The sequence below is a fragment of the uncultured Salinisphaera sp. genome, from assembly GCF_964012375.1.
Lineage (GTDB): Bacteria > Pseudomonadota > Gammaproteobacteria > Nevskiales > Salinisphaeraceae > Salinisphaera.
Genome location: NZ_CAXGSH010000020.1, coordinates 1 through 24,969 on the forward strand (window position 1 = coordinate 1; position 24,969 = coordinate 24,969).

The following is a 24,969-nucleotide window of genomic DNA, read 5'->3' on the forward strand; positions in this document are numbered from 1 at the left end:
GTGGGCGTCCTCGGTGTGCTGGGCGATGGGCCCGGTCGAGGCGCGCTCGAGAAAACGGCGCATATGATTGCTGCGCCATTCCGGATCGCGCGCCTCGCGGCTGGTCAGCCGGCTGCCGATGAGCCGACGCATGCCCACGCGGGCAATCGGGTCCGGCACGAGGCCACGTTCACACCAATCTATCGCCAGACTACTCAACAACGTTCTCCTTGATCGTGCGATTATTTTTTTGGCGGCCAGGGAATGAACGCACTTGTACGACGCACGTATTCGTCATGGCCTTCGCGTTTTTCCGACGCCTGCTTGTTTTCGATTGTGGGAATCCCCGAGACCCGCAGCAAAAGCCAGGCCATGATCACCGGGCTGGCCAGTGTCGCCCACCAGTATGGCGCGCCGATGGCAAGCACCACGTAGGTCACCCAGTGCAGCGATTCGAAAAAATAGTTCGGGTGTCGAGAATAGCGCCAAAGCCCCTCGGCGCACACCTTGCCGCGGTTTTCCGGCTTTTGCTTGAAGCGGTGCAGCTGGGCATCTGCCGTGCCTTCCCCCACCACGGAAACGAACCATACCGCGATGGCGGCCAGCGCGACGCCGAGCGACGGCGCCTCGGGCATATAGGCCACGACCAGAAACGGTATCGAAAGAATCGAAGCTGCCACCGCCTGAAACAGAAAGAAGCCGAGCATGTAGAGGTCGGCTTTCTTGCCCCAGGCCTCACGGGCCGCGGCATAGCGCGAATCCTCGGGGGCACCGCGCATGCGTTTGGCCAGATAGCCGGCCAGGCGCAGCGCCCAGGTTAGTGCCAGCGCGGCCAGCAGAATGCGTGCGGGTGCCGGCGCATCGCCGAGCAGGGCATATTCGGCAGCGATCAGGCCGACCGCCGCCGACCATACGACATCCACCAGTCCGGCATTGCGGGTGAACAGCTGGATGATCCATACCAGGGTAAGCAGTATCGCGGCCGTTGCCAGCCCTATGCCAAACGCCGCAAGCACACTCATGCGGACTCCTTTTCGATGATTAAACGCATGAACGATTCCTTGCGCGATCGTGAGGCGGGCGGGTCAAACTACGTCGACGATCGGCAGTGCGATGCGTCCTTTAACGTCAATTCGGCCCGGAATCGCAGAAAAACTTGCCAGATACTGGGGATGATAGCCGTACACCAGCAGACCCAGTCTATCCCCGGCATGCAGGCGATGGCTTACGCCGTTGAGATCGAGTTCGCGCCGGCCGCCGCCGCGGATCGGACGCACCTGCTTATTGAGCAGCACCGTGGTGGCATGGCCGGCCCGCTTCACCCCGAGTCCGACGAATGCGATCGGATTGCGGTCGCTGCCGCTGATGTCGATATCGATCTGGGGGATCCCGGCGATCGCCTGATTTTCGGCATCGACGGTCATCAGCTCGATGAAGCTGCCGCCGCTGGCCAGTTCGTCGAGATGATCCGAGGGCAGGGCGTTGACGAGCCGTGCGACGAGCGCGGTTTCGTCGCCGCTTGCAGGCTTGTCGCGGTCGAACACGCGCTTGATGGCCGTCCAGGCGTTGCCGGCCGTGCCCGTGGTGAGCGACCACAGCCGCGATACGCTCTGGCGGCGCACGATGCCCAGCAGCAGATCGAGCCCGCCGGTCGTGGCCTGACCGGCGAATTCCACCGTGGGGCCGGCTTCACCGGTGCCCACGGGCAGCGTATCAAAGAACAGGCTCGTTTCGTCGTCGAGCACGATCATGTTACGGGGCACGTCGCGGGCCGGCGTCTTGCCTTTGAGCTTCCAGTCCAGATAGGCCAGCTCGAGTTCGCTGGTGTCGATATAGTCGTCGTCGATACGCAGGCTGGCATCGGTCTGGTAGGCGATACGATCGATATCCTGCAGGAACGGCAGGCTGTGGCCGTACTGCATGGCGATCAGATGCACGTCGTTGCCGGCCGCGCGCAGGGCAGCGGCATTGGCTGCGGCTTCGTTGAGGTTGAACAGGGTGTCGCCCACGCCCTGGACCAGCAGCACGTCGACGTTCGGCGTGCGGCGGGTTTGGCAGGGTTCGCGTTGGCCATCGCGGGCGATATGCCCGTCATAGAACGAGGCCGGGCTGCTGTTGTAGAGCCGGTCGATCACGGTCTGGGACAGGCCACGGCCGGTCAGCGTCGAGGCCAGACCCTCGGCCAGCGCCCGATAGAGCAGCGGATCCAGGCGTACGCCTGAGGTGGGGATGCCCAGGGCCACCAGGGCCGCGCCCCAGGCGGTTTTGACCACGTTATCCGGTGCCAGGCTATAGCTGAGGTCGTACCAGGTCGCGGTGGGCACGAGCGCGTCGAAGCGGTCATCGATACAGGCGCCGATGAGCTGGAAACCGCCGCCATAGGACAGGCCCAGGCCACCGATGATCGGAGCGCCGTTGCGATAGGCCAGGCGCTCGCGCTCGGGCATGTCGTTTTCGGCCCAGTCGAGAATGGCGCTGATATCCACGCCCTCGACCTCGGGGTTCATGATTTCCACGCAGCCGCCGGAATCGCCGAAGCCGCGCTGGTCGAAACTGATCACGAAATAGCCGTCGTTCGCGGCGCGCCGTGCGGCCTCGGTCGAGGGCAGGATGCCGCCGGAGAGCACTTCATAGACCGAGCGCTCGTGGCGATTGGTCAGTCGTGCGCCGCCAAAACCGTGGCCGTGCAGGATCAGCGGCGCGGTTGCGCCGGCGGCCAGCGCCGGCTGCATCACCGTGATCGCGATTTCCACGCCGTCATCGGGATTCGTGACGATCGCGCTGTAGTCGCGGGCTTCGAGTGTCGCCGAGCTCATGGCGTTTATCCGGCCGTGTCGCCGGGTAAATGGATCGCCGCCAGCGCGTCGCGCAGGGCCGACGGAATGGCCTCGGCACGATTGGTTTCGCGATTGACGAACACGTGCACGAAATCGCCGTGCGCGCTCGCGGTATCGGCACCGGCCTGAAAAATGCCGATGCCGTAGGTCGTGGATCGGTTACCCAGATGCTTGACCACCAGCCCGGCCTCGAGCTTTTCGGGGAAGGCGACCGGCGCGTGGTACTGGCAGCGCGATTCGACCACGAAACCCACAACCGGGGCGTTGTGTATGTCCAGACCGCCGACTTCGATCAGGTAGCGGTTGGCCGCGGTGTCGAAGTAGGAGTAATAAGTCACGTTGTTGACGTGGCCATACACGTCGTTATCCATCCAGCGGGTGGGCATGTCGCAGAACCAGGGATAGTCCTGTCGAGTGGGGCGATCTTGCGGCATGGGCGTCGGGCTCTTGGCTCAAAAACGCCAGCTTACAAAAAAGAAGCCGGGCAGTGCCCGGCTTCGATCCGCTGCGGCCGTGGTTTACGACTGCACTTTCCAGGTGCCGTCGGCCTGACGGCAGGCGGTACCGTTGACCTTTTCCGGCTGGCCGTCGACGTTGGCGTTCATGGTGAACTCGCGACAGGGCTGGTTGCCGCTGTTGTAGGTGCGGGTCGGGGTCACCGAATAGTTGGAGTTGGTATCCGGGTTGTTCCAGCTCGACGTGTTGCCGGTCTGGTTGGTTTCCAGGGCGCTGCCGAACTGCTGGCGGTCGCGCTGGCCGAAGTTGTCGCCAATGCGACGGCCAAGTGCTGCGCCCGCGAGGGTGCCCACGACCGTGGCAATGGTGGTGCCGCGGCCGCTGCCGATCTGCGAACCGGCTGCGCCGCCGGCAATGCCGCCGAGCACGGTGCCGGTATCGCCGGAGCTCCAGTTGGCACAGCCGCTCATGGCCACGGTAAGCGCCAGGGCACTGATAAAACTCAAGGTCTTGGTCATGCTTTCTCTCCCGATGGGGCCCGCGCTGTACGAGCCGGTCTATCCGAAAATCTCGATATTCAGTGTAACCAAAACAGGCGACGGCGGTCGTCGGCGCAGCGCGATCGACGTTGGCGACAGCCTCATGGCCCCGGTACTCTGACGCAGCGTTTACGAATCGCGGCTGAATCCGTGCCGGGTTTTCGATGTGCATCACCACGCGGCAATGCTGCGGCGCGGCGTGTCTGTAAGCCACGCGCGTATCGTCGCCGGCGCCCTCGTTATTTCGGTCAAGGACAATCCGATATGAGCCAAGGCGCGCTGCTGCTGGCATTCGCCATTCTGTTCGAGGTGATCGGCACCACCTGCATGAAGCTATCCGAAGGGTTTACGCGGCTGTGGCCGTCGCTTGGCATCGTGGTGTTTTATGTCGCTTCCTTCACTTGTCTGACGCTGGCGCTGCGCCATCTGCAGGTCAGCGTCGCCTATGCGATATGGGCCGGGCTGGGCACGGTGCTGATCACGATCATCGGCGTGGTCCTGTTCCACGAGCCGATGAGCGCATGGCGCGTCGCCTGCATCGCGCTGGTGCTTGTCGGCGTGATTGGCTTGAACCTGTCGCACGGCTAAGCGATACGGGATGACCGGCCCGGCGTCGGGGTAGACGCGGCGGGTTCATCAACGCGCGGAATTATCTATATCCTGTGCCGGGTTGATAAAACTCGATTTCAGGAGATCCCCATGCGGGCATGGTTGGTAGAAGAACCGGGCGCCCCGGAAGCGCTCGAACTCAAGACGATAGACGCCCCCGAGCCGGGGCCGGACGAGATTCTGGTCGACGTGCGCGCGGTCGGCATCAATCAGGCCGACGTATTGCAGCGCAAGGGCGGCTACCCGCCGCCGAACGGTTTCGACGTACGTCGTCCCGGCCTGGAATATGCCGGTGAGGTCATTGCCGTCGGCGATCGCGTGACCGCGCGCAAGGTCGGCGAACGGGTGATGGGTTTGATCGGCGGCGGCTCCTATGCCGAACAGCTGGTGGTGCACGAACGCGAAGCGCTCACCATTCCGCCGCACTACGATTTCGAGCAGGCCGCGGCCATGCCGGAAGCCTTTCTCACCGCCTATCGCGGTTTGTTCCTGATGGGCGAACTGGCCCCGGGCCAGTGGGCGCTGGTACGCGGCGCAACCTCGGGCGTGGGCCAGGCCGGCCTGCAGCTCATTCAGGCCATGGGCGCGCGCAGCATCGCCACCAGCCGCAAACAGGCGCGCCTCGATGAAATGGAGCAGCGCTTCAAGTCGCTCGGCTTTGACAGGGCCTACGATCTTGGCCTGGAAGACGGCAGCGACGGTGTGGCCAAGGCCGTGCAGGAGCAGACCGGCGGCGCCCACGTGGTGCTGGATTTCGTGGGTGGCCCGGCCTTGGCCGACAACCTCGATGCGCTGCGCCCGGAAGGCCGTCAGGTCCAGATTGGGCTGATCGGCGGGCGCAAGAGCGATATCGATATGGGCAAGCTGCTCATGCGTCGCCTGAGTCTCGTGGCCATGACCATGCGTAGCCTGCCGCTGGAGCGCAAGATCATGCTCGCGCAGATGTTCGACGATCGCCTGCTGCCGCTGTTCGAGGCGGGCAAGCTCAAGCCGATCGTCGATCGCGCCTTTGCCTTCGAAGAAGCGGTGGAAGCACATCGGCTGATGGAGTCCGGCGACCACGCCGGCAAGCTGGTGCTCGTGCGCAGCTAGGCGCACCACTGCAAGCGGCGGGGCTGTTCGGCCTCGCCGCCAACCACCGGCGCGGCTGCTCGGCGCGCGCTCGATGCGTTGCCGCCACGCACTCGCGCGCCCACTCGCCGGGCGCAAACGACGATAGCTCAACGATTGGATCAATCGTTGCATACGTTAAATGCCATGATGACCCAGTGCTCATGGCAGGCGGTGTGCTTCGATGGCTGAATTCGTCCCGGTCGATCCCTTCGACCTCGTAATCTTTGGCGGCACCGGCGATCTGGCGCAGCGCAAACTCTTGCCCGCGCTGTTTCATCGCGACGCGGACGGTCAGTTCAGCGACGACAGCCGGATCGTTGCCGTATCGCGCGGTGATATCGATAGCGACGCCTATCGGAACTGGGTACGCGAAACGCTGGAATCCCAGCTGTCCGCCAAGGAACTCAAGGACGAGGTCTGGCAGCGGTTTTCCGCCCGTCTGCATCATGTCGGGCTGGATATGCAGGCCGATACCGGCTGGGACGACCTGGGTGCGGCACTCGATGCCGACAACAAACGCAGCCGCGTGTTCTATCTGGCCACGGCACCCGCGCTGTTCGGCACCGTCGCCCAGCAGCTCCAGCATGCCGGTCTGACCGACGCCCGCTCGCGTATCGTGCTGGAAAAGCCGGTCGGCCACGATTTCGACTCGGCCCGCGACATCAACGATGCCGTGGGCGCGGTATTCGCGGAATCCCAGATCTATCGTATCGACCATTATCTGGGCAAAGAGACCGTCCAGAACGTGCTCGCGCTGCGCTTCGGCAATTCCCTGTTCGAGCCGCTCTGGGCACGCGGCGCGGTCGACCACGTACAGATCACGGTGGCCGAGAATCTGGGCGTGGGCCAGCGCTTCGACTTCTACAACCGCACCGGCGCGCTGCGCGACATGGTGCAGAACCACATGCTTCAGCTGTTGTGCATGGTAGCCATGGAGCCGCCGGCGAGCATGCACCACGACGATATCCGCAACGAAAAGATCAAGGTGCTGCGGGCACTCAAGCCCATCACCCGCGAAGTGGTCAATCGTGTGACCGTACGCGGGCGCTATACCGCCGGCATCGTTGGCGGCGAGCCGGTGCCGGGCTACCGCGAAGAGGGCGAAAACCCCGACAACAACACCGCCGAGCAGGACACGGAAACGTTTGTTGCCATCAAGGCCGAAATCGACAACTGGCGCTGGAACGGCACCCCGTTCTATCTGCGTACCGGCAAGCGCATGGCCCGCAAGCTTTCCGAGATCGTGTTCCAATTCAAGCCGGTGCCGCATTCCATTTTCGGCGAGCAGCCGCTTACGCCCAATCGGCTCGTACTCAGCCTGCAGCCGGAAGAGGGCGTACAGCTCACGCTGATGACCAAGGAGCCGGGGCCGGGCGGTTTTCGTATGCGCTCGTTGCCGCTGAACCTGAATTTCCCCGATGCGTTTTCCGTCACTTATCCGGACGCCTACGAGCGATTATTGATGGAAGTGCTGCGCGGTAACCCGGCGCTGTTCATGCGTCGCGACGAAATCGAAACCGCCTGGCGCTGGATCGATCGCATTATCGACAGCTGGCATACGCGCGGTGTGCGCACCCACGAATACATGGCCGGCAGCTGGGGGCCGACCGATTCCTTCGTACTGCTCGATCGCGACGACCGCCGTTGGGCCCAACCGGAATAGCCATGCCTCGCTTCAACACATTTTCCGATCGCGGTGCCTGTGCCCAGGCCCTGGCCGATGCGCTGGCGGCACAGCTGCGCGAGGGTATTGCCAATAACGGCCGGGCCACGCTCGTGCTCAGCGGTGGGTCTTCGCCGATCGATCTGTTCGAAAGACTCGCACTCATCGAACTCGACTGGTCGCGGGTGACCGTTGTGCCCAGCGATGAACGCTGGGTCGCGCCCGATCAGCCCGAGAGCAACGAGGCCGCGCTGCGCGAACATCTGCTTTATGGGCCGGGCAACGCGGCCCGGCTGTTCGGGCTGTATCGCGACAAGCCGGCGCCGACGGCTGCGCAGTCCGAACTCGATGCCGAGCTGGCACAGCTGCCGCGCCCGTTCGATGCCGTGGTGCTCGGCATGGGCGAGGATGGCCATACCGCCTCGCTGTTTCCGGACGCCGTGAATATCGAAGCCTGCATGACGAGCGACGCAGAATGCGTGGTGCCCGAACGCGAGGGCGATGGCCCGGCACGCATCAGCCTGAGCCTGAACCGGCTGCTGGCCACGCGCTCGCTGTATCTGCTGTTTTTTGGCGCGGCCAAGCGGCGCGTGTACGACGCGGCCTGCGAGGCCGGCCCGGCGGTGGAATACCCCGTTCGCGGCGTGATCCATCAGGGCCACGTACCCGTTGACGTGTACTGGTCCGACTAGAGGCGGGCCGCATGCCCGCAGGAGCGACAAGCCATGAGTCTGCATTCCGTTATCGACGCCGTAACCCAGCGCGTTATCGCCCGCAGCCGCGATACCCGCGCGACGTATCTGGCCAAGATCGACCATGCCCAGAGCGTGGGCCCGCATCGCGGCAAGCTCTCCTGCGGCAATCTCGCCCACGGTTTTGCGGTGGAGGACAAGCCGGGCAAGGACGCGCTCGCCGGTGCCCAGCGGCCGAACGTGGCGATCGTGTCGGCCTATAACGAAATGCTCTCGGCGCATCAGCCGCTGGGCGATTTTCCGCCGATTATCAAAAAGGCCGCCTGGGCTGCCGGCGGCGTGGCCCAGTTCGCCGGCGGCGTGCCCGCGATGTGCGATGGTGTGACCCAGGGCCAGCCCGGCATGGAGCTGTCGTTGTTCTCGCGCGATACCATCGCCATGGCCACCGCGATTGCACTCACCCACAACATGTTCGACGGCGCGCTCTGTCTGGGCGTATGCGACAAGATCGTGCCGGGCCTGATGATCGGCGCGCTGTCGTTTGGTCATCTGCCGGTGATCTTCGTACCCGGCGGACCGATGACCTCGGGGCTGTCGAACAAGATCAAGTCGGAAGTGCGCCAGCGCTTTGCTGCCGGTGAAATCGACCGCGACGAGTTGCTCAAGGCCGAGTCCATGTCCTACCACTCGCCGGGCACCTGTACGTTCTACGGCACCGCCAATTCCAATCAGCTGCTCATGGAATTCATGGGCCTCCACCTGCCCGGCGCATCGTTCATCAACCCGAACACGCCGCTGCGCGAGGCGCTCACCGCGGCGGCCGCGAAGCGCGTAGTGGGCATCACCGAACTCTCCGAAGACTATCGCCCGATCGGGCGCATCGTGGATGAAAAGGCCGTTATCAACGGCATCGTCGGGCTGTTGGCCTCGGGCGGCTCGACCAACCACACCATGCATATCGTGGCCATGGCACGGTCCGCGGGCGTCAAGATCGACTGGACCGATTTTGCCGAGATATCGGCGGTGGTTCCGCTCATGGCCCGGGTGTACCCGAACGGCGTGGCCGACGTGAACCACTTCGCCGCGGCCGGCGGCATTCAGTTCATGATCCGCGAACTGCTGGCTGCCGGTTTGCTGCACGACGATGTCTCGACCGTGGTCGGCGACGGCCTGCATCGCTATACGCAGGAGCCGTTTCTCGACGGCGACGAGCTGGTCTGGCGCGAGGGCGCAGAACAAAGCCACGATACCGACGTGCTGCGCGGTGTGGCCGAGCCGTTCGCGGCCACTGGCGGGCTGCGTGTGCTCACCGGCAATCTCGGGCGCGGCATCATCAAGATATCGGCGGTCGAGAAACAGCACCGCACCATCCATGCACCGGCGCGGGTCTTCCCCAGCCAGGAGCACGTGCTCGAGGCCTATCAGGCCGGCGAGCTGGAACAGGACACGGCCATCGTCGTCATCAATCAGGGCCCGCGCGGCAACGGCATGCCCGAGCTGCACAAGCTCACGCCCTCGCTCGGCGTACTGCAGGACAAGGGCTATCAGGTCGCGCTCATCACCGACGGACGTATGTCCGGCGCCTCCGGCAAGATTCCGGCCGCGATCCAGATCACGCCGGAAGCCCGCCTCGGCGGCCTGATCGGCCGCATTCGCGATGGCGACATGATCGCGCTGGACGCCGAAGCCGGCGAACTGCGTGTGGAAGTGGACGACGCCGAACTCGAGGCGCGCGAGCCCACCACGTTCGATGACAAACCCGAAACCGAATTCGGCTTCGGCCGTGAGCTGTTCGCGGTATTTCGTCGCAACGTCGGCTCCGCCGAGGAGGGCGCCTGTGCGCTGCTCGATGCCCAGCCGGCACAGACCGAAACACGAACCACGGTTGCCGAGCAGGAGCTGGCCGAATGAAGTACGACCAGACACGCCAGGTGATGGCGATCGCTCCGGTGATTCCGGTCGTGGTGGTGTCCGATGCCGCATCGGCGGTCGAAATCGCACGCGCGCTCGTGGCCGGCGGTATCCGCGTGATCGAGGTCACGCTACGAACCGAAGCAGGCCTGGCCGCGATCGAGGCGATCGCCCAACAGGTCGATGATATTTGCGTCGGCGCCGGCACGGTCTGGACGTCCGCCCAGGCCGAACAGGCCATCGCTGCCGGCGCTGAATTCATGGTTTCGCCCGGCATTGCCGACGAGGTGAACGCAGTCGCGCAGGCCCGCGATATTGCCTATCTGCCCGGCGCGCAGACGGTCAGCGAGATCGCCCATCTCAAGCGTCACGGCGTGACCGCTACGAAGCTGTTTCCCGCGTCGGTCGTCGGCGGGCCGGCCGCGATCAAGGCGTTTGCCAGCGTATTCCCCGAACTGGTGTTCTGCCCGACCGGGGGGGTCAAGGAAGACACCGCCGGGGATTATCTGGCGTTGGATTGTGTGCCCTGTGTGGGTGGGAGTTGGCTTGTGTCTGCTGGTGCGGTGGCGGCCGGTGATTGGGAAGCTATTCGTGTGGCTGCTGAGCGGGCGGTGGCATTGTCGGGCTCTTGAGTTTTGAGCGGACGATGGCCGGCATCTCTAGAGTTCTGGATCAACTGGGCAGGTAAATTTGGACTTGGGGTTTCGCACTGCTGTGCGAGTTACTTCTCTTGCTTGCCCAAGAGAAGTAACCAAGAGAAGGGCACCCTGTCTTGCGTCGGCGCTGCGCGCCGATGCCCTCCCATCGCGAAGCGCGAGCGGGACGGCCGGAAACTCGCTGGCGCTCAAACATCCGGCCGTCTTTTCCGCTCGCGCTCCGCGCTGCTCGGCGCTACGCCCAAGGGACCCGAATACAGACAAGCGTCGCTACCGCTCGCTCAAGGTCACGATTTTCGTAGGTCGGCCTAGCGAAGCGTAAGCCGACAAGAACGTAGCCACGGTGCTAGTTTCAAGTTCATAGCTGTATCGACGCAGCAGTACGGGCTAACCTGCCTGTATTTGGCCGCCTATGGGGCGATCGAGAACCGCAGTGCCGAAGGGTGTCCGGCGAACCGCGCCGGTCCGCTTAGCATGTTTGAGCATCGCGAAAGCGATCCGAGTTCTGGCCGCATCCTTTCGGAACGAGAACGTGTTAACGAGTTGGCAGCGGTTCGGCGCGCTTCGCGACGACGCGTAGCCCGGGCGTCTTTTTCTTTGCCCACTTTCGCTGCGGCCTAGTAAACGAAAGTGGGTCGCGTTGCAGCGCGAAACCAAAGGGTAGCCAAAATCCTGGGTGTCAAAAGCCTAAGGCGCCCGAAGCATTCGTAATCTGAATCGACGATGCAGGCGGATTCAGGCTTCAGGTTTAGCTCGAAGCATGGCCACAACAGCCCAATCACCCCAAACCTACAACTCCGTAGCCCGCCACATGAACCAACTCCCCACCGACCGATACGGCCGCCAGACCTCGCATTCGCGTTCCAGCTGCTTGGGTTTGGGCAGTTCCTCGCGCCCGTAGGTGATCGCATAGCCCTTGCGTACGCCAAGATCATGAATGGGCATCACGTCCGGCCGGCCGAGGTGGAACAGCAGCAGCATTTCCACGGTCCATCGGCCGATGCCGCGAATGGCGGAATAGCGCTCGATCAACTCGGCGTCGTCGTAGTCTTCGAGGCGGGATTCGTCGGGCAGTTCGCCGGCCAGCTGGGCGGCTGCGAGCGCCTGCAGGCTGAGCATCTTGTTCTGCGACAGGCCGGCAGCTCGGAGGGTGGTGTCGTCGGCATCTGCGATGCGCTGGGCGCCGGGCGCATCGCCGCCGCCCAGCGCGTCCAGCAGGCGACGGTGGATCGTGCCGGCCGCCTTGCCGGATAGCTGCTGGTAGACGATTGCCCGCACCAGCGAATGAAAGACATCCGGCGCTGCCGTGGTCGACGGCGCAAATGGCTCGCAGCGATCCATTAATGCGCCCAGCGTCGGATCGACCGCGCGCAGATGGGCGACGGCCGTGTCGGCGTCGAACATCAGCCGAGTGGGGCGTTCGTTCGACGTCTCGCTCATAGCCCTTGCAGGGATTCGATGGCCTCGGCGATCGGCGTATCGCCCGCCAGCACTTCGAGCGTGCGGTTATAGGACGCCGGCGCATCGACCAGCGCAAGCAGCAGGGCGGCGACGTCGTCGCGGGTGATATCGCCGTAACGGCCCAGTGATTCGGCCAGCTCGATCTTGCCCGTGCCGGGATCGTTGGTGAGTTTGCCGGGCCGTACTATGGTGTAATCCAGCCCCGCCGCACGCAGACGATCGTCCGCAGCTTTCTTGGCTGCGAAATAGTGCTGCATTGCCTCCGGGCCGTTTTCGGGCGTGTCGGCGTTTATCGACGACACCATGATGAAACGCTGTACGCCGTTTGCCACGGCCTGATCGATCAGCGAAATCGCCCCGTTGCGGTCCACGTCTTCGGTTTTCTCGGGCGGCGTATGGCCGCCGGAACCGGCGGTGAAGATCACGATATCCACGTTGGCCAGCGCGTCGCTGCAATCATCCTCCAGATCGGCGATCACTGTTTCATGGGCGCCCAGGCTGGTCATTTCCGGCGCCTGGCCGGCGCTGCGGATCATGGCCACCGACGTGTGGTCGCTTTCGGCAATGGCCTGGATCAACCGCTGGCCGATCTGCCCGTGGGAACCTGCGACAAGTATCTTCATGTACTGCTCCTGTGTCGCGCGACCCAGCCGATCGGCGGCGCGCCTCTTGAATAACCATCAATGCCCTACAACGTCAGGCTGTATAAAGCGAATACAAGCATACGTCGAAAGACGAAGGATCGTTCATGATTGATCTCTATACCTGGACTACCCCCAACGGCCACAAGATCCATATCGCGCTCGAGGAAATGGGCCTCGAATACACCGCCCACCCGATCAACATCGGCAAGGGCGACCAGTTCGGCGAAGAATTCCTCAAGATCAGCCCAAACAACAAGATCCCGGCCATGGTCGATCAGGACGGCCCCAATGGTAAGCCGTATGCCCTGTTCGAATCGGGCGCCATGCTCATCTATCTGGCCGAAAAGACCGGCCGTCTGCTACCGACCGATACGGTCAAGCGTAACGACGTCATGCAATGGCTCATGTTCCAGATGGCCAGCGTCGGCCCCATGCTCGGCCAGGCGCATCACTTCAACAAGTACGCGCCAGAGAAGATCGAATACGCCATCAAGCGTTACGAGAACGAAGCCAATCGCATCTACGGGGTCATGGATCGCCGCCTGGCCGACTTCAAGTTCCTTGCCGGCAACGACTATTCCATTGCCGATATCGCGACCTGGCCGTGGCTGCGCAGCGCCGAAACGCAGGGCGTGAATATCGACGACTACCCGAACGTACGCCGCTGGTTCGAAATGATCGGCGATCGCGAGAACGTCAAGAAAGGGCTACAGGTTCTGGCCGATCACCATACGGATTTCAGCCAGGACAAGAATGCGATGGAGAATATGTTTGGAAACAAGCAGTACGAGAAGCGCTAGTCATGCCTTCTGGGCTGGAAGTGCCTTGCTGCCTGTAGCCATATCGCTTCTAACCTACGAAAAAAGCCCGCCGAGCGCGGGCTTTTTTATGGCGTGCATCCGTGCCATATTCGAATGAACACAGAAAAGGAACTCAGCCGGTCCGTACGGCATGTCGATAATCGACGCATATCGATATCGTCTACCTAATATGCAGAAAACCTGTAAATGATTGATTCGACGATACCCGCAGTCGTGTTAGGTAGACTAATTACGTGCGTATTAGGTCGACAAATGTCGTCGAATTGGCGTTAGATAAGTTTCGATATTAGGGGAAAATGCTTTATGTCGCTTTTTTTGCATTGGGTCACGGCAATCTCGAGTGTCGTTGCTGCTAGTGCTATTTTATTGGCATATCTTCAGTTTCGGGCGGATCATAAAAGATCGCGACGGGAGCTTTCCATCACATTACTCGAAAGTTGGGTTCAGAATCTCACCCAAAGATCTACCGCCGCTCGGAAGTTAGTTGACGAATTTTCAGAAGAGCAAGCAAAAACACTTCTTGCGCAGGAGCCATTTTCAGTAAAAGGAAAATATATTCCGCTTTTACGTGCAGCATTGAAAGGTGATATCGAAAACAGTGACGACGACTATAATCTCAGCGTAGAGCAATCATCCGCTTTGAGATGGGAGGTAATTGATTATTTAAACTCTCTCGAAGTAGTCCTTAGTGCTTGGAATAACAACATCGCTGACCAAAAAATGCTCGAAGAGCAGTTCAGGGATTTGGTGTCTCCAGAAAAAGATATATATTTGCTCAAAAATTTCCGGAAGGCGAGCGGCGGCGCGTCGAGTTTTCCATGTATTGAAGAATTTGTGGACTATCTTGGTAAAGCAAAAACGCCGAATACCAAGGGTTACAATAAGATAATCTAACAGGTCGCTGCAGTTGACCGCCCAAAGCGCTGGTGTGCTTTGGGTTCCCTCCGCGGCTTTCGCCGCTCCGGCGGCAACTGAGCTTTGGCGTTAGCGTCTTAATAGGATAAACAATGAGTTTGGAAGATAAGCTGTCTGGATGGACAGGCCCTTCGAGTAGTACGGAGCAGGATAAGCAGGATAGAACGGAGCGAATGATTCGCCAAGCGATAGATTCACATGAACCGTTCAATAATTGTTCATTGAAGGTTTTTGCGAAAGGATCTTACGCTAATAATACTAATGTGCGGTCAGATAGTGATGTAGACATTGCGGTGGAGTGCACAGAGTGTCAATACTGGGAAGAATCTGAAGAAGGTAATCATCCGCCTAGTGGATCATATGATGGAATTTGGACCCCAGCAAAGTTAAGAGCAGAGCTTCTTTCTGCTCTGAATGCAAAGTTTCCAGGGCAGGTAGATTCTTCGGGATCTACCGCGATACAGATAAATTCTAACTCTGCACGCGTAGATGCTGATGTGGTTCCATGTTTTAGCTATCGCTACTACATGAACCATGGATCGAGAGATGGAACAAAAATATTCAAAACCGATGGCAGCAGTGTTGTCAATCATCCAGTCCAACAGAAGGAAAATGGGACGGCAAAGAACAATCGAACCGGATATGCCTATAAGAAAGGTGCACGCCTACTGAAGCGGATTGAAAATGCGATGGCTCAGGATGGCACATTTCGTGAGTTGCCCTCATTTTTTATGGAATGTTTAGCCTACAATTGCCCAGATAATTCATTTTCTCACCCAACATGGACAGAACGCCTTCGAGCTATGCTTGTTCATATTTGGAGCAACCTTCAAGGTGATGAAGAGCCAGCCTCTGGTCGCTGGGTGGAGGTGAATGAATGCTTCTTCCTGTTTCATAAGAACCAGAAATGGACCCGTGAGGATGGACGCGATTTTGCCAAAGCGGCCTGGAACTATTTTGGATTCAAGTAATGCGTAATATCACACTTAAGAGTTCGCTTTATATTCTGGTCGGAATTTCTGCTGTTGCTTGGTTCTCGCTAGCCTATTTTGGCGGTTTAGATTTGTCAAAAGTAAAGGATTTTTTTGGGCTTGTACCAAAGGTTGTAACTATCGACCTTCTGGTAGTTGCAGTGTTTGTTAAGTGGGGCTGGAAACTTAAAATATTTAGAGGTTGGCTTGTTCCTTTTCCTAATTTAAATGGAAGTTGGGTGGGTTTTATATATTCCGACTGGAAGAATCCCGAAACAGGAGAAAAACCGCCTCCCATACCCGTAATGCTCACAGTAAACCAGTCTTTCTTTCACATTCATTGCATGATGCGCACGAGTGAAATGGAAAGCTCTTCGTATTCTGAGGGCTTTCTTATCGAACCGGATCGACAGGTTAAAAACATAGCATATTCCTATACTAGCAAGCCTAGATTAAGTTTGAATGAACGCAGTATTCCGCATGATGGAACAGCAGTTTTCAAGATCATTGAAAAGCCGAAGCAAAAGCTAGTAGGCAGGTATTGGACGGAGAGATTAACAAAGGGTGAAATCATTCTTCAGTATCACTCTAAAGAAATACTTGAGGAAATTCCTGAAGAGTTGGGAGATCATCCCGTAACGGAAGATGAAAATCGACGCTAACAATCGGCTGCACGGCGGCCGATTTTCCGCTGCTTCGCAGCTCGCTCGATCCGGGGACAGTATATTTAATTGATATTCCGCTCGAGCCGGTTTTTTAATAGACGCCGGGTGAGAGGGATAGATCCGCGATGCGTCTGTCGAGGGCTCGTATTTCGCGGTGACTGCAAACGCCGCCGAGAGCTATACGATCTAAGCCGGCCGGCCGCTGGACGGTCAGGACGTTATCAGCGGTCGTGGTCCACCTACCGTTATTCTGCCTTGCGGGACGCCGCTAGACGGCAGTGAACGCTCGGGCTGCCCCGGAGCCGGCCTTCTTGGCTTCATACAAGGCTTCATCCGCAGCTTTGAGCAGTTCGTCCGGCGATGTTGGGGTGTCACGCTTGCTGGCGACCCCGATGCTGATTTCAAAAGGCGCGCTGCGCTCGGTATTGGATTGGTCGATCTGGTCGAGCAGGCGTTGTGCGACAGTCAGGGCGGCGGCTGTGTCGAGGTCGGGCAGGATAATCAGGAACTCGTCGCCGCCGTAGCGTCCGACGCTGTCGCCGGTTCGTACCACGGCTCGCATATCGCCGGTGAGTTCGATCAACGCACGGTCGCCGGCGTCATGGCCAAGGGTGTCGTTGATGGATTTGAAGCGGTCCACGTCGATGAGCAGCAGACTGGCCGGTGCACTGGCGTTGCATATTTCTTCGAGTGCTTTTGTTAAGCCGCGCCGGTTGAGCAACCCGGTCAGGGGGTCGCACATGGCGCCGCTGTAGAGTTTTTCGTGGCGATCCGGGGACAGTATATTTAATTGCTATCTCGCTTGAATTCGTTCGGAATTAACTGTCGAGTGAAACGGCTGCATATCGGGTGCGTGTGGCGAGGGCTGATGTCTCTCACTTCGACATGACTGCAAACGTCACCGATAGATTTTACGGCCGATAAGCACCATGTCCGCCCGGCTCGGTATCATGCGCGTTTAATCAGCGCTCCAAGACGCCCATGACCATCGAAAACCAACAAGACCTCGACGGCATTCTCGCCATCGGCCGGATCGTGGCCGAGATTCGCGACGCCATGCTGGCAGCGGTCGAGCCGGGGATGACGACGCTCGAGCTGGATGCAATCGGCGGGCAGATGTTGGCGCGGCTGGGGGCCACCTCGGCGCCGATTAAGTGCTACGACTTTCCGGGGTTTACCTGTATCAGCGTGAATGAAGAGGCCGCCCACGGGGTGCCGGGCGAACGGGTGATTGCTGCGGGCGATATCGTGAACGTGGATGTTTCGGCCGAGCGCGACGGTTATTTTGCCGATACCGGGGGTACGACGGTGGTCGCGCCGGTGGCGGACGAGCAGGCGATGCTGTGTCGGGCTACCGAGTTGGCGCTGGAGCGCGCGTTGGCGGAGGTGCGCACGAATGCGCCTATCAACAGGATCGGCAAGGCGATCGAGGCGGTGGCAAAAAAACACCGGCTGAAGATCATCAAGAATCTGGCCGGGCACGGGCTGGGCCGCTCGTTGCACGAAGAGCCGGAAGGAATTCTCGGCTTCTACGACCGCAGTGATCGGCGGCGCTTGGAATACGGCCAGGTGATTGCGGTCGAACCGTTTTTATCCACGCGCAGCACGTTCGTATCGGAAACCGGCGATGGCTGGACGCTGGTGGGCGATCCGGCCAGCCGCTCGGCGCAGTTCGAGCATACCGTGATCGTGACCGACGGTGCGCCCATTATCGCCACCCTTTCCCAGCACGCGGCGTAGCGCTCGCCTGTGCCTGCAGTGGCGCGGCGCCCGTAGCGAGAGGCGAGCTCTTGTTGCAGTTTTGTTGCTGCGTGCAGGAGTTTGGCGGGGTATAGTCGCTGGCTTTAGTAGATCTGAAGCGAGAGCCCATACGAATGAAGGACTTGCGTGATAGCCATGTGCCGGCCTGGTTCTGGGTCGGCGTGCCGACGGTACTGTATTTCGGCCACTACGTCCTGCGGGCGTTGATGCCGTTCGAGTTTTTCGACCGCTACATACTGCATGAATCAGGTGCCACGGAGCAGGGTACGGTACTGGTGCTGGTACTGGCCTTGGTTACCGGTCTGCTGGTGTTGAGCAAGCTGCGTTCACTGGGCAACAAGCGCTTGCTGCTGTTCTTCGGTCTGTTCTGTCTGGGCTGTATTTATTTCGGCGGCGAAGAAGCCAGCTGGGGGCAGCACTGGATGGGCTGGGATGCGCCGGAGCAGTGGGCCGCACTCAACAACCAGAACGAAACCAATCTCCACAATTCGAACGGGGTGGTCGGCTCGTTGCTGGATCAGTTGCCGCGCAACCTGCTCACGCTGGCGGCGCTGATCGGTGGCGCCATCATCCCGCTGGTACGCCGGGCCCGCGGCAAGACCTATGAAAGCGGCAGCTTCGCTTACTGGATCATGCCGGGCATCGCCTGTGTGCCGGCGGGCCTTATTGCGGCGTTTTCGTCCATCCCGCAGAAAATCAGCGAATCCATCGCGGGCGAGGTGGTCTGGCCGATGGATATCAACGCCGGCGAGGTCAAGGAACTGATGATTGCGACGTTCCTGTTCGTTTATATCGCAACGGTGTGGGTGCGCCTGCGCCATCGCGGCGACGGCTCCGCGCGGCCCGTGACGGAATGATTAGACGGCCCGCGGTGGCGCGTTACCGCCGTCGCGGGCCTGTACATGGGCGCCGCATCCGTGGTCGACGCTGCCAAGCGGCGGCGACCGCGTCAGTCTTCGGCCAGGCGATCGACCTGGATCGATTTGTCCTCGTAGGAGCCGCCTTTGTGCCAGAACAGCCGATCGGTGGCGGCGTCGAACCCGAGGACGCCCTGGTAGCCGGGGATGGCCAAGCGGTCCCATGAGCGGCCATCGTCGACGCTGTAGAAAACGGCGTTGCCGGAGATATGGGCCTCGTCGCCGGAGAGCCATTCGCCGGCGTTGATCCATGTCGGTACCCGGTAGCTGCTGCCGACGTTGACCACCATGCTGTGCTTGCCCACCCAGAAGCCGCGAACATATTCGCTGGAGGTGAGCGGCGCAAAAGCCCCGGGCAGTTTGGCCGCCGTCTTTATTTCGAGGCTGGCCGGATCGATACGGGCGATATGGCTGCCGGTTTCGCCGGCCATGCGCACCACGGCACGCACGCGCCCGTCCGGGCCCTGGCCCATGGCCTGAATTTCCATGCCCTGGTTTTGTTCGACGTCGCCCATACGCCATTCGTCGCCGCTGCGGCTGAGCTCGGCGTAGCGCAGCAGGTGCAAGGCGCCGGCGTTGTAGGGCGACGTATCCGTTGGGTCGCTATAACCGATCTGCTGCGACACCCACACGGCCGCGCGATCGACGCCCAGGCGCATGACGTGGGGTGTGACCTCGCCCACCACCGCTTCGCCGTTGAGTTTCATACCGGCGGGCTTGAGTGCCTCCAGTTCCTGGCGGCTGGCGACCAGGGGCGAGGTTTGTACGATTTCGGTCGTGCTGCGGCCTTCGTCGGTGGAGTAGTACAGGCCGCTGCCGTCGCCGTCGACAATGGGTTTGCCGTTCGTGACCTGCGTACGCGGCAGGCGCGCCCACGCCCAAACGGTATCGTAGGCATCCCGGTAGGGGCGCACGCCCCAGGCGGTGATCGACGAGGGCACCATGAAACCCTCGCGCTGCCATTGCCAGCTCTGGCCGTGATCGGCCGTGGCGAACACGGCGTCCTGGCGGCTGGCCGGGTCGTCGTTATCGTAAGCGTTATCCGGGCGCTCCATGCCGGACAGGACGTAAACCCGTCGTCCGTCAGGCCCGCCCGCGGCCATGCAGGCCGACGAGTTGAGGCGGGCCACCACGTCGAATTGCCCGTTGTCGTTCAAGCGCGAGATATAACCATACTTGGCCCGCGCGCCCGTGGCGGCGCCGAATACGCCATAGGCAGCGCCGCCGTTGTCGTCATCGTGGCCGCGGATCAGTTCGGCCAAATCGGTACTCCCGCCCAGGTCCATACTGGAATCAGGGCTGTCTACCACGCCAACCAGCCAGGTGTCTTCAGCGGTCACGAAAATCCGATCGCACAGGCCATCGTCTCGGCGCTGGAAGTAGGATTGTAGGGTCGCGAATTCACGCGTATCGACATGGCCGCCGGCGAAATCGCCGTGGCCCTTGGCCAGTGTCCATATGAACCAGGTCGCCGGCAGGCCGGTGGCCAGGGCCACGACCAGCAGGGGCAGGGCAACGGCACGGCGGCGCGATCGGGTCATGGCAGGGGTATCCGCACGGCTGTGGTTCGAGCGCCGGGGCGTGGGCGTGCATCGCCCGGCCCTGCGTGGCGCCCGGCTGGGGTGCTGGGCATTGCGCTCGGCAAAGTTGAGCCGCGCAGTATATTGAACCGATGCGATATCAGCGAGTTACGTAAGCGCGCGGTTATCTTGCGCGCAAGGTTGTGGTGGCAGCGGGCGGCCGTCAGCCGGCGCCAGCCGGTCGCCCGCGCGGGCCGATCAGATCGATGCGCCGAGAATGACCAGCAGAGTCAGCGCGAACGGAATCAGCACGGCCACCACGAAGATATCGGCATAGCTTTGTCGATGGGTGAGGCCGGTGATCGCCAGCAAGGTGATGACCGCGCCGTTGTGCGGCAGGGCATCGAAGCCGCCGGAAGAGAGTGCGATCACGCGGTGCATGATCTCTGGGTCGATGCCGGCGGCCTGGGCCCGGCTCATGAACTCGCTGCCCAGCGTTTCCAGCGCGATCGACATGCCGCCGGAGGCCGAGCCGGTGATGCCGGCCAGCACGTTGGTCGCAATCGCCGAGGACAACAGCGGATTGTCGGAAATGCCCAGTACCGCATCGCGAATGACGAGGAACGCTGGCAGCGAGGCGATCACCGCGCCGTAACCGACTTCCGATGCCGTGTTGAACACCGGCAGTAGCGAGCCAAAAGTGCCGCGGTTGAAGCTCTCCTTGAGATCTTCGAAGCGCGACCAGTTGAGCGCGGTGACCAGCCCGATGGCAATCACCAGCGACGCGATGATTGCCCAGATGCCGCGGACGTCGCCGATCTCGGCGCTGCCATAGTCTTGCTGGCCGAGATAGCCCGTATCCATCCACGGGATCACCAGGTAAGTGAACAGCGCGTTGAGGGTGATGACCGCCAGCACCGGCACCATTGCGAGCCACATGGTGGGGCGCTTGGCGTTTTCGTCCTGTGCATCGGCGTCGGTGGCGGCATGCGAGCCGTAGCCTTCGCCAGCGGCTGCCGCGCGAGCCCGGCGGCGGTTGAGCCACAGCGTACCGAACATGAGCATGCCCAGACCTGCCAGCGTGCCGAATATCGGTGCAGCAAACGGGGTGGTATTGAAGTAGGGCATGGGGATCGCGTTCTGGATCGCCGGCGTGCCGGGAAACGCGGTCATGGTGAAGGTGAACGAGCCCAGCGCGAGTGCGGCCGGCAACAGACGTTTGGGCGTCTCCGAGCGCCGGAACAGTTCGTTGCCGATCGGGTAGACCGCAAACGCCACTACGAACAACGACACACCACCGTAGGTCAGCACGCCGCAGGCGAACACTACCGCGGCAATGGCATGGCGTGCGCCCATCGTATCGGTGAACCACTCGGCGATCGTACGCGCAGAGCCCGAGTCGGCCATGAGCTTGCCGAAGATCGCGCCCAGCAGAAACAACGGGAAGAACTTGACCAGATAGTCGCCCAGCGCCGGCATGAACACCTGCGTATAGGTGGCCAGTATCGGTAGCCCGCCGGCGAACACGGTCGCCAGCAGGGCCAGCAACGGCGCCAGGATCAACACGTTGATCCCGCGATAAGCCAGATACATGAGTAATGCGAGCGAAACAAAAATGCCGATCAGGCCCATCGTGTCGTTCCTTTCTGGTTAGCGGTGTCGGCCCGTTCCCAGTCAACAGTGCGGTACGCCGGGTGAGCCCTCGTACGGGGCTTGACGCTATTGACGGGGCGACGCCCATGACGCTCGCAGAGCCTGCGGGAAAACAGCTTTGCTGTCTCGCATTTACGACTAGAGTCGAATAGTCGAAGGCGGCGGTTGCGAGCCGCGAGCGTGTTGGGTGCGGCGCAACGCAAGAGCCTGACGTGGCGTCGGGCTGCTGCGGCATGTTTCGTCGGGCAGGGTCGCGAACCTGTGACAGCGGCAGCCGGCCGGTCGAATAGCCGTCTTGGCGATGCGCACCGAGTCGCCATGCCAAGAAGATCCGAAGAATAAATATATATAAATCAATAAAGTATGGCTTTAAATTAGATCGCGCACACTTTGATTTATGTCAACGCCGGCCGTCCGGAAGAGGCCTACGCTACGGCGAACCTCTCCTGGAACCGCAGTTCATGGCCGACGACAAACCGAAGCTTCGATTGGGCGCGCTGGTGTCTCTGGTTGCCGGTTCGATGATCGGCGCCGGCATATTCAGTCTGCCCCAGAACATGGCCGCCAGCGCCAGTGCCGGCGTGGTACTCGTCGGCTGGCTGATTACTGCCGCCGGCATGCTGATGCTGGCGTTCGTGTTTCAGACCCTGTCCAACCGTCGGCCCGATCTGGATGCAGGCATCTATGCCTACGCCAAGGCCGGTTTTGGCGACTACATGGGCTTTTCGTCGGCCTGGGGCTACTGGATCAGCGCGTGGCTGGGCAATGTCAGCTATCTGGTGCTGGTGTTCAGCACCCTGGGTTACTACTTCCCGATGTTCGGCGAGGGCAACACGGTTGCGGCCGTGCTGTGTGCGTCGGTTCTGCTGTGGCTGCTGCATTTTCTGGTGCTGCGCGGCATTCAGCAGGCTGCGTTCATCAATACGGTGGCCACGATCGCCAAGGTCGTGCCCATTGTGTTGTTCATCGTCATCGTGGCGTTCGCGTTCAAGCCATCGGTGTTCTTCGACGATTTCTGGGGCACCGGCAATACGGATCTGGGCAGCTTCATGACCCAGCTGCGCGGCATGATGCTGGTCACCGTCTGGGTGTTCATCGGTATCGAAGGCGCGAGCATCTACTCCGCGCGTGCCCGGAAACGCAGCGATGTCGGCAAGGCCACGGTGATCGGTTTTCTCGGCGTGCTGCTGTTGCTGGTGGCGGTCAGCGTGCTCTCGATGGGCGTGCTCAGCCAGCCGGAACTGGCCAACCTGCAGGATCCGTCGATGGCGGGGGTGCTCGAGCATCTGGTGGGCCACTGGGGCTCGCTTGCCATCAGCATCGGTCTGCTGATTTCGCTGGGCGGTGCGCTGCTGGCCTGGACGCTGCTCTGCGGCGAGATTCTGTTCGCCGCGGCCAGCGATCACACCATGCCGGGCTTTCTCAAGCACGAGAACGACAACCATGTGCCCAGCAACGCGCTGTGGTTGTCGAACGGCTTCATCCAGCTGTTTCTGGTCATCACGCTGTTCAGCGAGTCGACCTACCTGAGCCTGCTGTATCTGGCCACGTCGATGATTCTGGTGCCCTACCTGTGGTCGGCCGCCTATGCGCTGCTGATGAGCTGGCGCGGTGAAACCTACGAAGGCGAGCCCGGGCGTCGGCGCAAGGATATGACGATTGCCGCCGTCGCGCTGGCCTACAGCCTGTGGCTGCTCTATGCCGGTGGCATCCAGTACGTGCTGCTGTCGGCGCTGCTCTACGCACCGGGCGCGGCCTTGTTTGCCAAGGCTCGGCACGAGCAATCCAAGCCGGTGTTCCAGCCGTTCGAGTGGGCGATCTTCGCCGTCGTGCTGGCCGGGGCGGTGCTCGCCGGTTACGGCCTGTATGCCGGTTTTCTCTCGCTATAGCCCTTTCATCCTATCTGTCTGACAGGAGTTCTCATGTCGCAACCTCTCGGCGTTTATTCGGAAATCGGCAAGCTGCGCAAGGTGATGGTGTGCGCACCGGGCCTGGCGCACCAGCGCCTGACGCCATCGAACTGCGACGATCTGCTGTTCGATGACGTGATCTGGGTGAACGAAGCCAAGCGCGATCACTTCGATTTCGTCAACAAGCTCGAAGAACGCGGCGTGGACGTGCTGGAAATGCGCGATCTGCTCACCGACGTGCTCGATAAAACCGAGGCCCGCGCCTGGATTCTGGATCACAAGATCACGGCCGATCAGGTGGGTATCAGCCTCATGGGCGAGATTCGCGCCTGGCTCGAAGAGCAGCCGTCACGCCAGCTTGCCGAGTATCTGCTGGGTGGCGTTTCGGCGCGCGATGTGCCGGAAAGCCTGGGCAGTTCGCTGGTGCGCATGTTCGGCGAATATCTCGGCTATGCGAGCTTCATCGTGCCGCCGTTGCCGAATGCATTGTTCACCCGTGACACCACCTGCTGGATCTACAACGGCGTCACCCTCAACCCCATGTACTGGGAAGTGCGTCGCCAGGAAACACTGCTGACCGCCGCCATCTACAAATTCCACCCGACCTTCGCCAACGCCGATTTCAATATCTGGTACGGCGATCCGACCGTCGGCCATGGCATGGCCACGCTCGAGGGCGGCGACGTCATGCCGGTTGGCAACGGCGTCGTTCTCATCGGCATGGGCGAGCGCAGTTCGCACCAGGCCATCGGTCAGCTGGCGCGATCGCTGTTCGACCACGGCGCGGCCGAGCACGTGATCGTCGCCGGTTTGCCGAAGGCCCGTTCGGCCATGCATCTGGACACGGTGTTCAGTTTCTGCAACCACGATCTGGTCACGATCTATCCGGAAGCGGTGAATGCGATCACCCCGTTCAGTATCCGGCCCGACGACTCGAAACCGGCCGGTCTGGACGTGCGGCGTGAGGACAAGTCCTTCGTCGACACGGTCGCCGCGGCCTTGAACCTCAAGCAGCTGCGCACGATCGCGACCGGCGGCGACAGCTACGAAGCGGAACGCGAACAGTGGGACGACGGCAACAACGTGGTGGCCGTCGAGCCGGGCGTGGTCATCGGCTACGACCGTAATACCCACACCAACACGCTGCTGCGCAAGGCCGGCGTGGAAGTCATCACCATCGATGCCAGCGAGCTCGGTCGCGGTCGCGGCGGTGGTCATTGCATGACCTGCCCGATCGCGCGGGACGCGGTCGATTACTGATCGGCCGTCCGGCCTG

24 protein-coding genes and 1 pseudogene are annotated in these 24,969 nt (G+C 61.3%); 15 read left to right on the forward strand and 10 right to left on the reverse strand.

Annotated elements, in window-relative coordinates; translation table 11 throughout:
* The 5 genes and pseudogenes from ABNU97_RS05330 to ABNU97_RS05350 form a co-directional block, all read right to left on the reverse strand.
* Nucleotides 1-198 (reverse strand): annotated as a pseudogene (locus ABNU97_RS05330) (SAM-dependent methyltransferase); the annotation flags it as partial.
* A gap of 23 nt (nt 199-221) precedes the next feature.
* Nucleotides 222-1,001: a DUF1295 domain-containing protein gene (locus ABNU97_RS05335; RefSeq protein WP_348765714.1), complete on the reverse strand. Its 780-nt coding sequence runs from the start codon at nt 999-1,001 to the stop codon at nt 222-224.
* Between the two features lie 63 nt (nt 1,002-1,064).
* Nucleotides 1,065-2,795: a CocE/NonD family hydrolase gene (locus tag ABNU97_RS05340; RefSeq protein ID WP_348765715.1), complete on the reverse strand. Its 1,731-nt coding sequence runs from the start codon at nt 2,793-2,795 to the stop codon at nt 1,065-1,067.
* Nucleotides 2,796-2,800: 5 nt separating this feature from the next.
* Nucleotides 2,801-3,250 (reverse strand): thioesterase family protein, encoded by a 450-nt coding sequence (locus ABNU97_RS05345; protein WP_348765716.1) that lies wholly within the window; start codon nt 3,248-3,250, stop codon nt 2,801-2,803.
* An 84-nt stretch (nt 3,251-3,334) separates the two neighbouring features.
* Nucleotides 3,335-3,790: an RT0821/Lpp0805 family surface protein gene (locus ABNU97_RS05350; RefSeq protein ID WP_348765717.1), complete on the reverse strand. Its 456-nt coding sequence runs from the start codon at nt 3,788-3,790 to the stop codon at nt 3,335-3,337.
* Here ABNU97_RS05350 and ABNU97_RS05355 point away from each other — a divergent pair.
* The 7 genes from ABNU97_RS05355 (at nt 3,789) to eda (ending at nt 10,431) form a co-directional block, all read left to right on the forward strand.
* A complete protein-coding gene (locus tag ABNU97_RS05355; protein ID WP_348765718.1) occupies nt 3,789-3,932 on the forward strand; it encodes a hypothetical protein in 144 nt (47 codons plus the stop codon). The two genes, ABNU97_RS05350 and ABNU97_RS05355, sit on opposite strands and share 2 nt — an antisense overlap.
* A 143-nt stretch (nt 3,933-4,075) precedes the next feature.
* Nucleotides 4,076-4,399 carry a multidrug efflux SMR transporter gene (locus tag ABNU97_RS05360; RefSeq protein ID WP_348765719.1) on the forward strand — a complete coding sequence of 108 codons (324 nt, stop codon included), beginning with the start codon at nt 4,076-4,078 and terminating at the stop codon, nt 4,397-4,399.
* 111 nt (nt 4,400-4,510) lie between these two features.
* Nucleotides 4,511-5,512 carry an NAD(P)H-quinone oxidoreductase gene (locus ABNU97_RS05365; RefSeq protein WP_348765720.1) on the forward strand — a complete coding sequence of 334 codons (1,002 nt, stop codon included), beginning with the start codon at nt 4,511-4,513 and terminating at the stop codon, nt 5,510-5,512.
* A 202-nt stretch (nt 5,513-5,714) separates the two neighbouring features.
* Nucleotides 5,715-7,196 (forward strand): glucose-6-phosphate dehydrogenase, encoded by a 1,482-nt coding sequence (zwf, locus tag ABNU97_RS05370; RefSeq protein ID WP_348765721.1) that lies wholly within the window; start codon nt 5,715-5,717, stop codon nt 7,194-7,196.
* A 2-nt stretch (nt 7,197-7,198) separates the two neighbouring features.
* The gene (gene pgl, locus ABNU97_RS05375) at nt 7,199-7,888 is read left to right on the forward strand and encodes a 6-phosphogluconolactonase (RefSeq protein ID WP_348765722.1); all 690 of its coding nucleotides are present in this window, start codon (nt 7,199-7,201) and stop codon (nt 7,886-7,888) included.
* 33 nt (nt 7,889-7,921) lie between these two features.
* Nucleotides 7,922-9,799: a phosphogluconate dehydratase gene (gene edd, locus ABNU97_RS05380; RefSeq protein ID WP_348765723.1), complete on the forward strand. Its 1,878-nt coding sequence runs from the start codon at nt 7,922-7,924 to the stop codon at nt 9,797-9,799.
* Nucleotides 9,796-10,431: a bifunctional 4-hydroxy-2-oxoglutarate aldolase/2-dehydro-3-deoxy-phosphogluconate aldolase gene (gene eda / locus ABNU97_RS05385; protein WP_348765724.1), complete on the forward strand. Its 636-nt coding sequence runs from the start codon at nt 9,796-9,798 to the stop codon at nt 10,429-10,431. Before edd ends, eda begins: the two co-directional genes overlap by 4 nt.
* An 813-nt stretch (nt 10,432-11,244) precedes the next feature.
* Here eda and ABNU97_RS05390 read toward each other — a convergent pair.
* Nucleotides 11,245-11,895 carry a DNA-3-methyladenine glycosylase 2 family protein gene (locus ABNU97_RS05390; protein ID WP_348765725.1) on the reverse strand — a complete coding sequence of 217 codons (651 nt, stop codon included), beginning with the start codon at nt 11,893-11,895 and terminating at the stop codon, nt 11,245-11,247.
* Nucleotides 11,892-12,539: an SDR family oxidoreductase gene (locus ABNU97_RS05395; protein WP_348765726.1), complete on the reverse strand. Its 648-nt coding sequence runs from the start codon at nt 12,537-12,539 to the stop codon at nt 11,892-11,894. The genes ABNU97_RS05390 and ABNU97_RS05395 overlap by 4 nt, the downstream gene beginning before the upstream one ends.
* A gap of 125 nt (nt 12,540-12,664) precedes the next feature.
* On the opposite strand from ABNU97_RS05395, the gene ABNU97_RS05400 reads away from it, so the two are divergent.
* From ABNU97_RS05400 to ABNU97_RS05415, 4 genes are all read left to right on the forward strand, one after another.
* Complete coding sequence (locus ABNU97_RS05400) at nt 12,665-13,360, forward strand: glutathione binding-like protein (protein ID WP_348765727.1); 696 nt, start codon at nt 12,665-12,667, stop codon at nt 13,358-13,360.
* 324 nt (nt 13,361-13,684) lie between these two features.
* The gene (locus tag ABNU97_RS05405; RefSeq protein WP_348765728.1) at nt 13,685-14,275 is read left to right on the forward strand and encodes a hypothetical protein; all 591 of its coding nucleotides are present in this window, start codon (nt 13,685-13,687) and stop codon (nt 14,273-14,275) included.
* Between the two features lie 113 nt (nt 14,276-14,388).
* Complete coding sequence (locus tag ABNU97_RS05410) at nt 14,389-15,267, forward strand: nucleotidyltransferase (RefSeq protein WP_348765729.1); 879 nt, start codon at nt 14,389-14,391, stop codon at nt 15,265-15,267.
* Nucleotides 15,267-15,929, forward strand: a complete 663-nt coding sequence (locus ABNU97_RS05415; RefSeq protein WP_348765730.1) for a hypothetical protein — start codon at nt 15,267-15,269, stop codon at nt 15,927-15,929. The genes ABNU97_RS05410 and ABNU97_RS05415 overlap by 1 nt, the downstream gene beginning before the upstream one ends.
* Before the next feature lie 271 nt (nt 15,930-16,200).
* On the opposite strand, the gene ABNU97_RS05420 is transcribed toward ABNU97_RS05415, so the two are convergent.
* Complete coding sequence (locus ABNU97_RS05420) at nt 16,201-16,674, reverse strand: GGDEF domain-containing protein (RefSeq protein WP_348765731.1); 474 nt, start codon at nt 16,672-16,674, stop codon at nt 16,201-16,203.
* Between the two features lie 239 nt (nt 16,675-16,913).
* Between ABNU97_RS05420 and map the strand changes: the two genes are divergently transcribed.
* On the forward strand, nt 16,914-17,672 hold the full coding sequence (map, locus tag ABNU97_RS05425; RefSeq protein WP_348765732.1) for a type I methionyl aminopeptidase: 759 nt from the start codon (nt 16,914-16,916) through the stop codon (nt 17,670-17,672).
* Between the two features lie 134 nt (nt 17,673-17,806).
* Entirely contained in the window at nt 17,807-18,550 is a 744-nt protein-coding gene (locus tag ABNU97_RS05430; protein WP_348765733.1) for a hypothetical protein, read from the forward strand.
* A gap of 92 nt (nt 18,551-18,642) precedes the next feature.
* On the opposite strand, the gene ABNU97_RS05435 is transcribed toward ABNU97_RS05430, so the two are convergent.
* Together ABNU97_RS05435 and ABNU97_RS05440 are read right to left on the reverse strand one after the other, a co-directional pair.
* Nucleotides 18,643-20,151, reverse strand: coding sequence for a hypothetical protein (locus tag ABNU97_RS05435; RefSeq protein ID WP_348765734.1), 1,509 nt, complete (start codon nt 20,149-20,151; stop codon nt 18,643-18,645).
* Nucleotides 20,152-20,388: 237 nt separating this feature from the next.
* Entirely contained in the window at nt 20,389-21,762 is a 1,374-nt protein-coding gene (locus ABNU97_RS05440) for a GntP family permease (protein ID WP_348765735.1), read from the reverse strand.
* Between the two features lie 482 nt (nt 21,763-22,244).
* Between ABNU97_RS05440 and arcD the strand changes: the two genes are divergently transcribed.
* Together arcD and arcA are read left to right on the forward strand one after the other, a co-directional pair.
* Nucleotides 22,245-23,672, forward strand: a complete 1,428-nt coding sequence (arcD, locus tag ABNU97_RS05445) for an arginine-ornithine antiporter (RefSeq protein ID WP_348765736.1) — start codon at nt 22,245-22,247, stop codon at nt 23,670-23,672.
* Between the two features lie 33 nt (nt 23,673-23,705).
* Nucleotides 23,706-24,953: an arginine deiminase gene (arcA, locus tag ABNU97_RS05450; protein ID WP_348765737.1), complete on the forward strand. Its 1,248-nt coding sequence runs from the start codon at nt 23,706-23,708 to the stop codon at nt 24,951-24,953.
* Nucleotides 24,954-24,969: the final 16 nt, after the last annotated feature.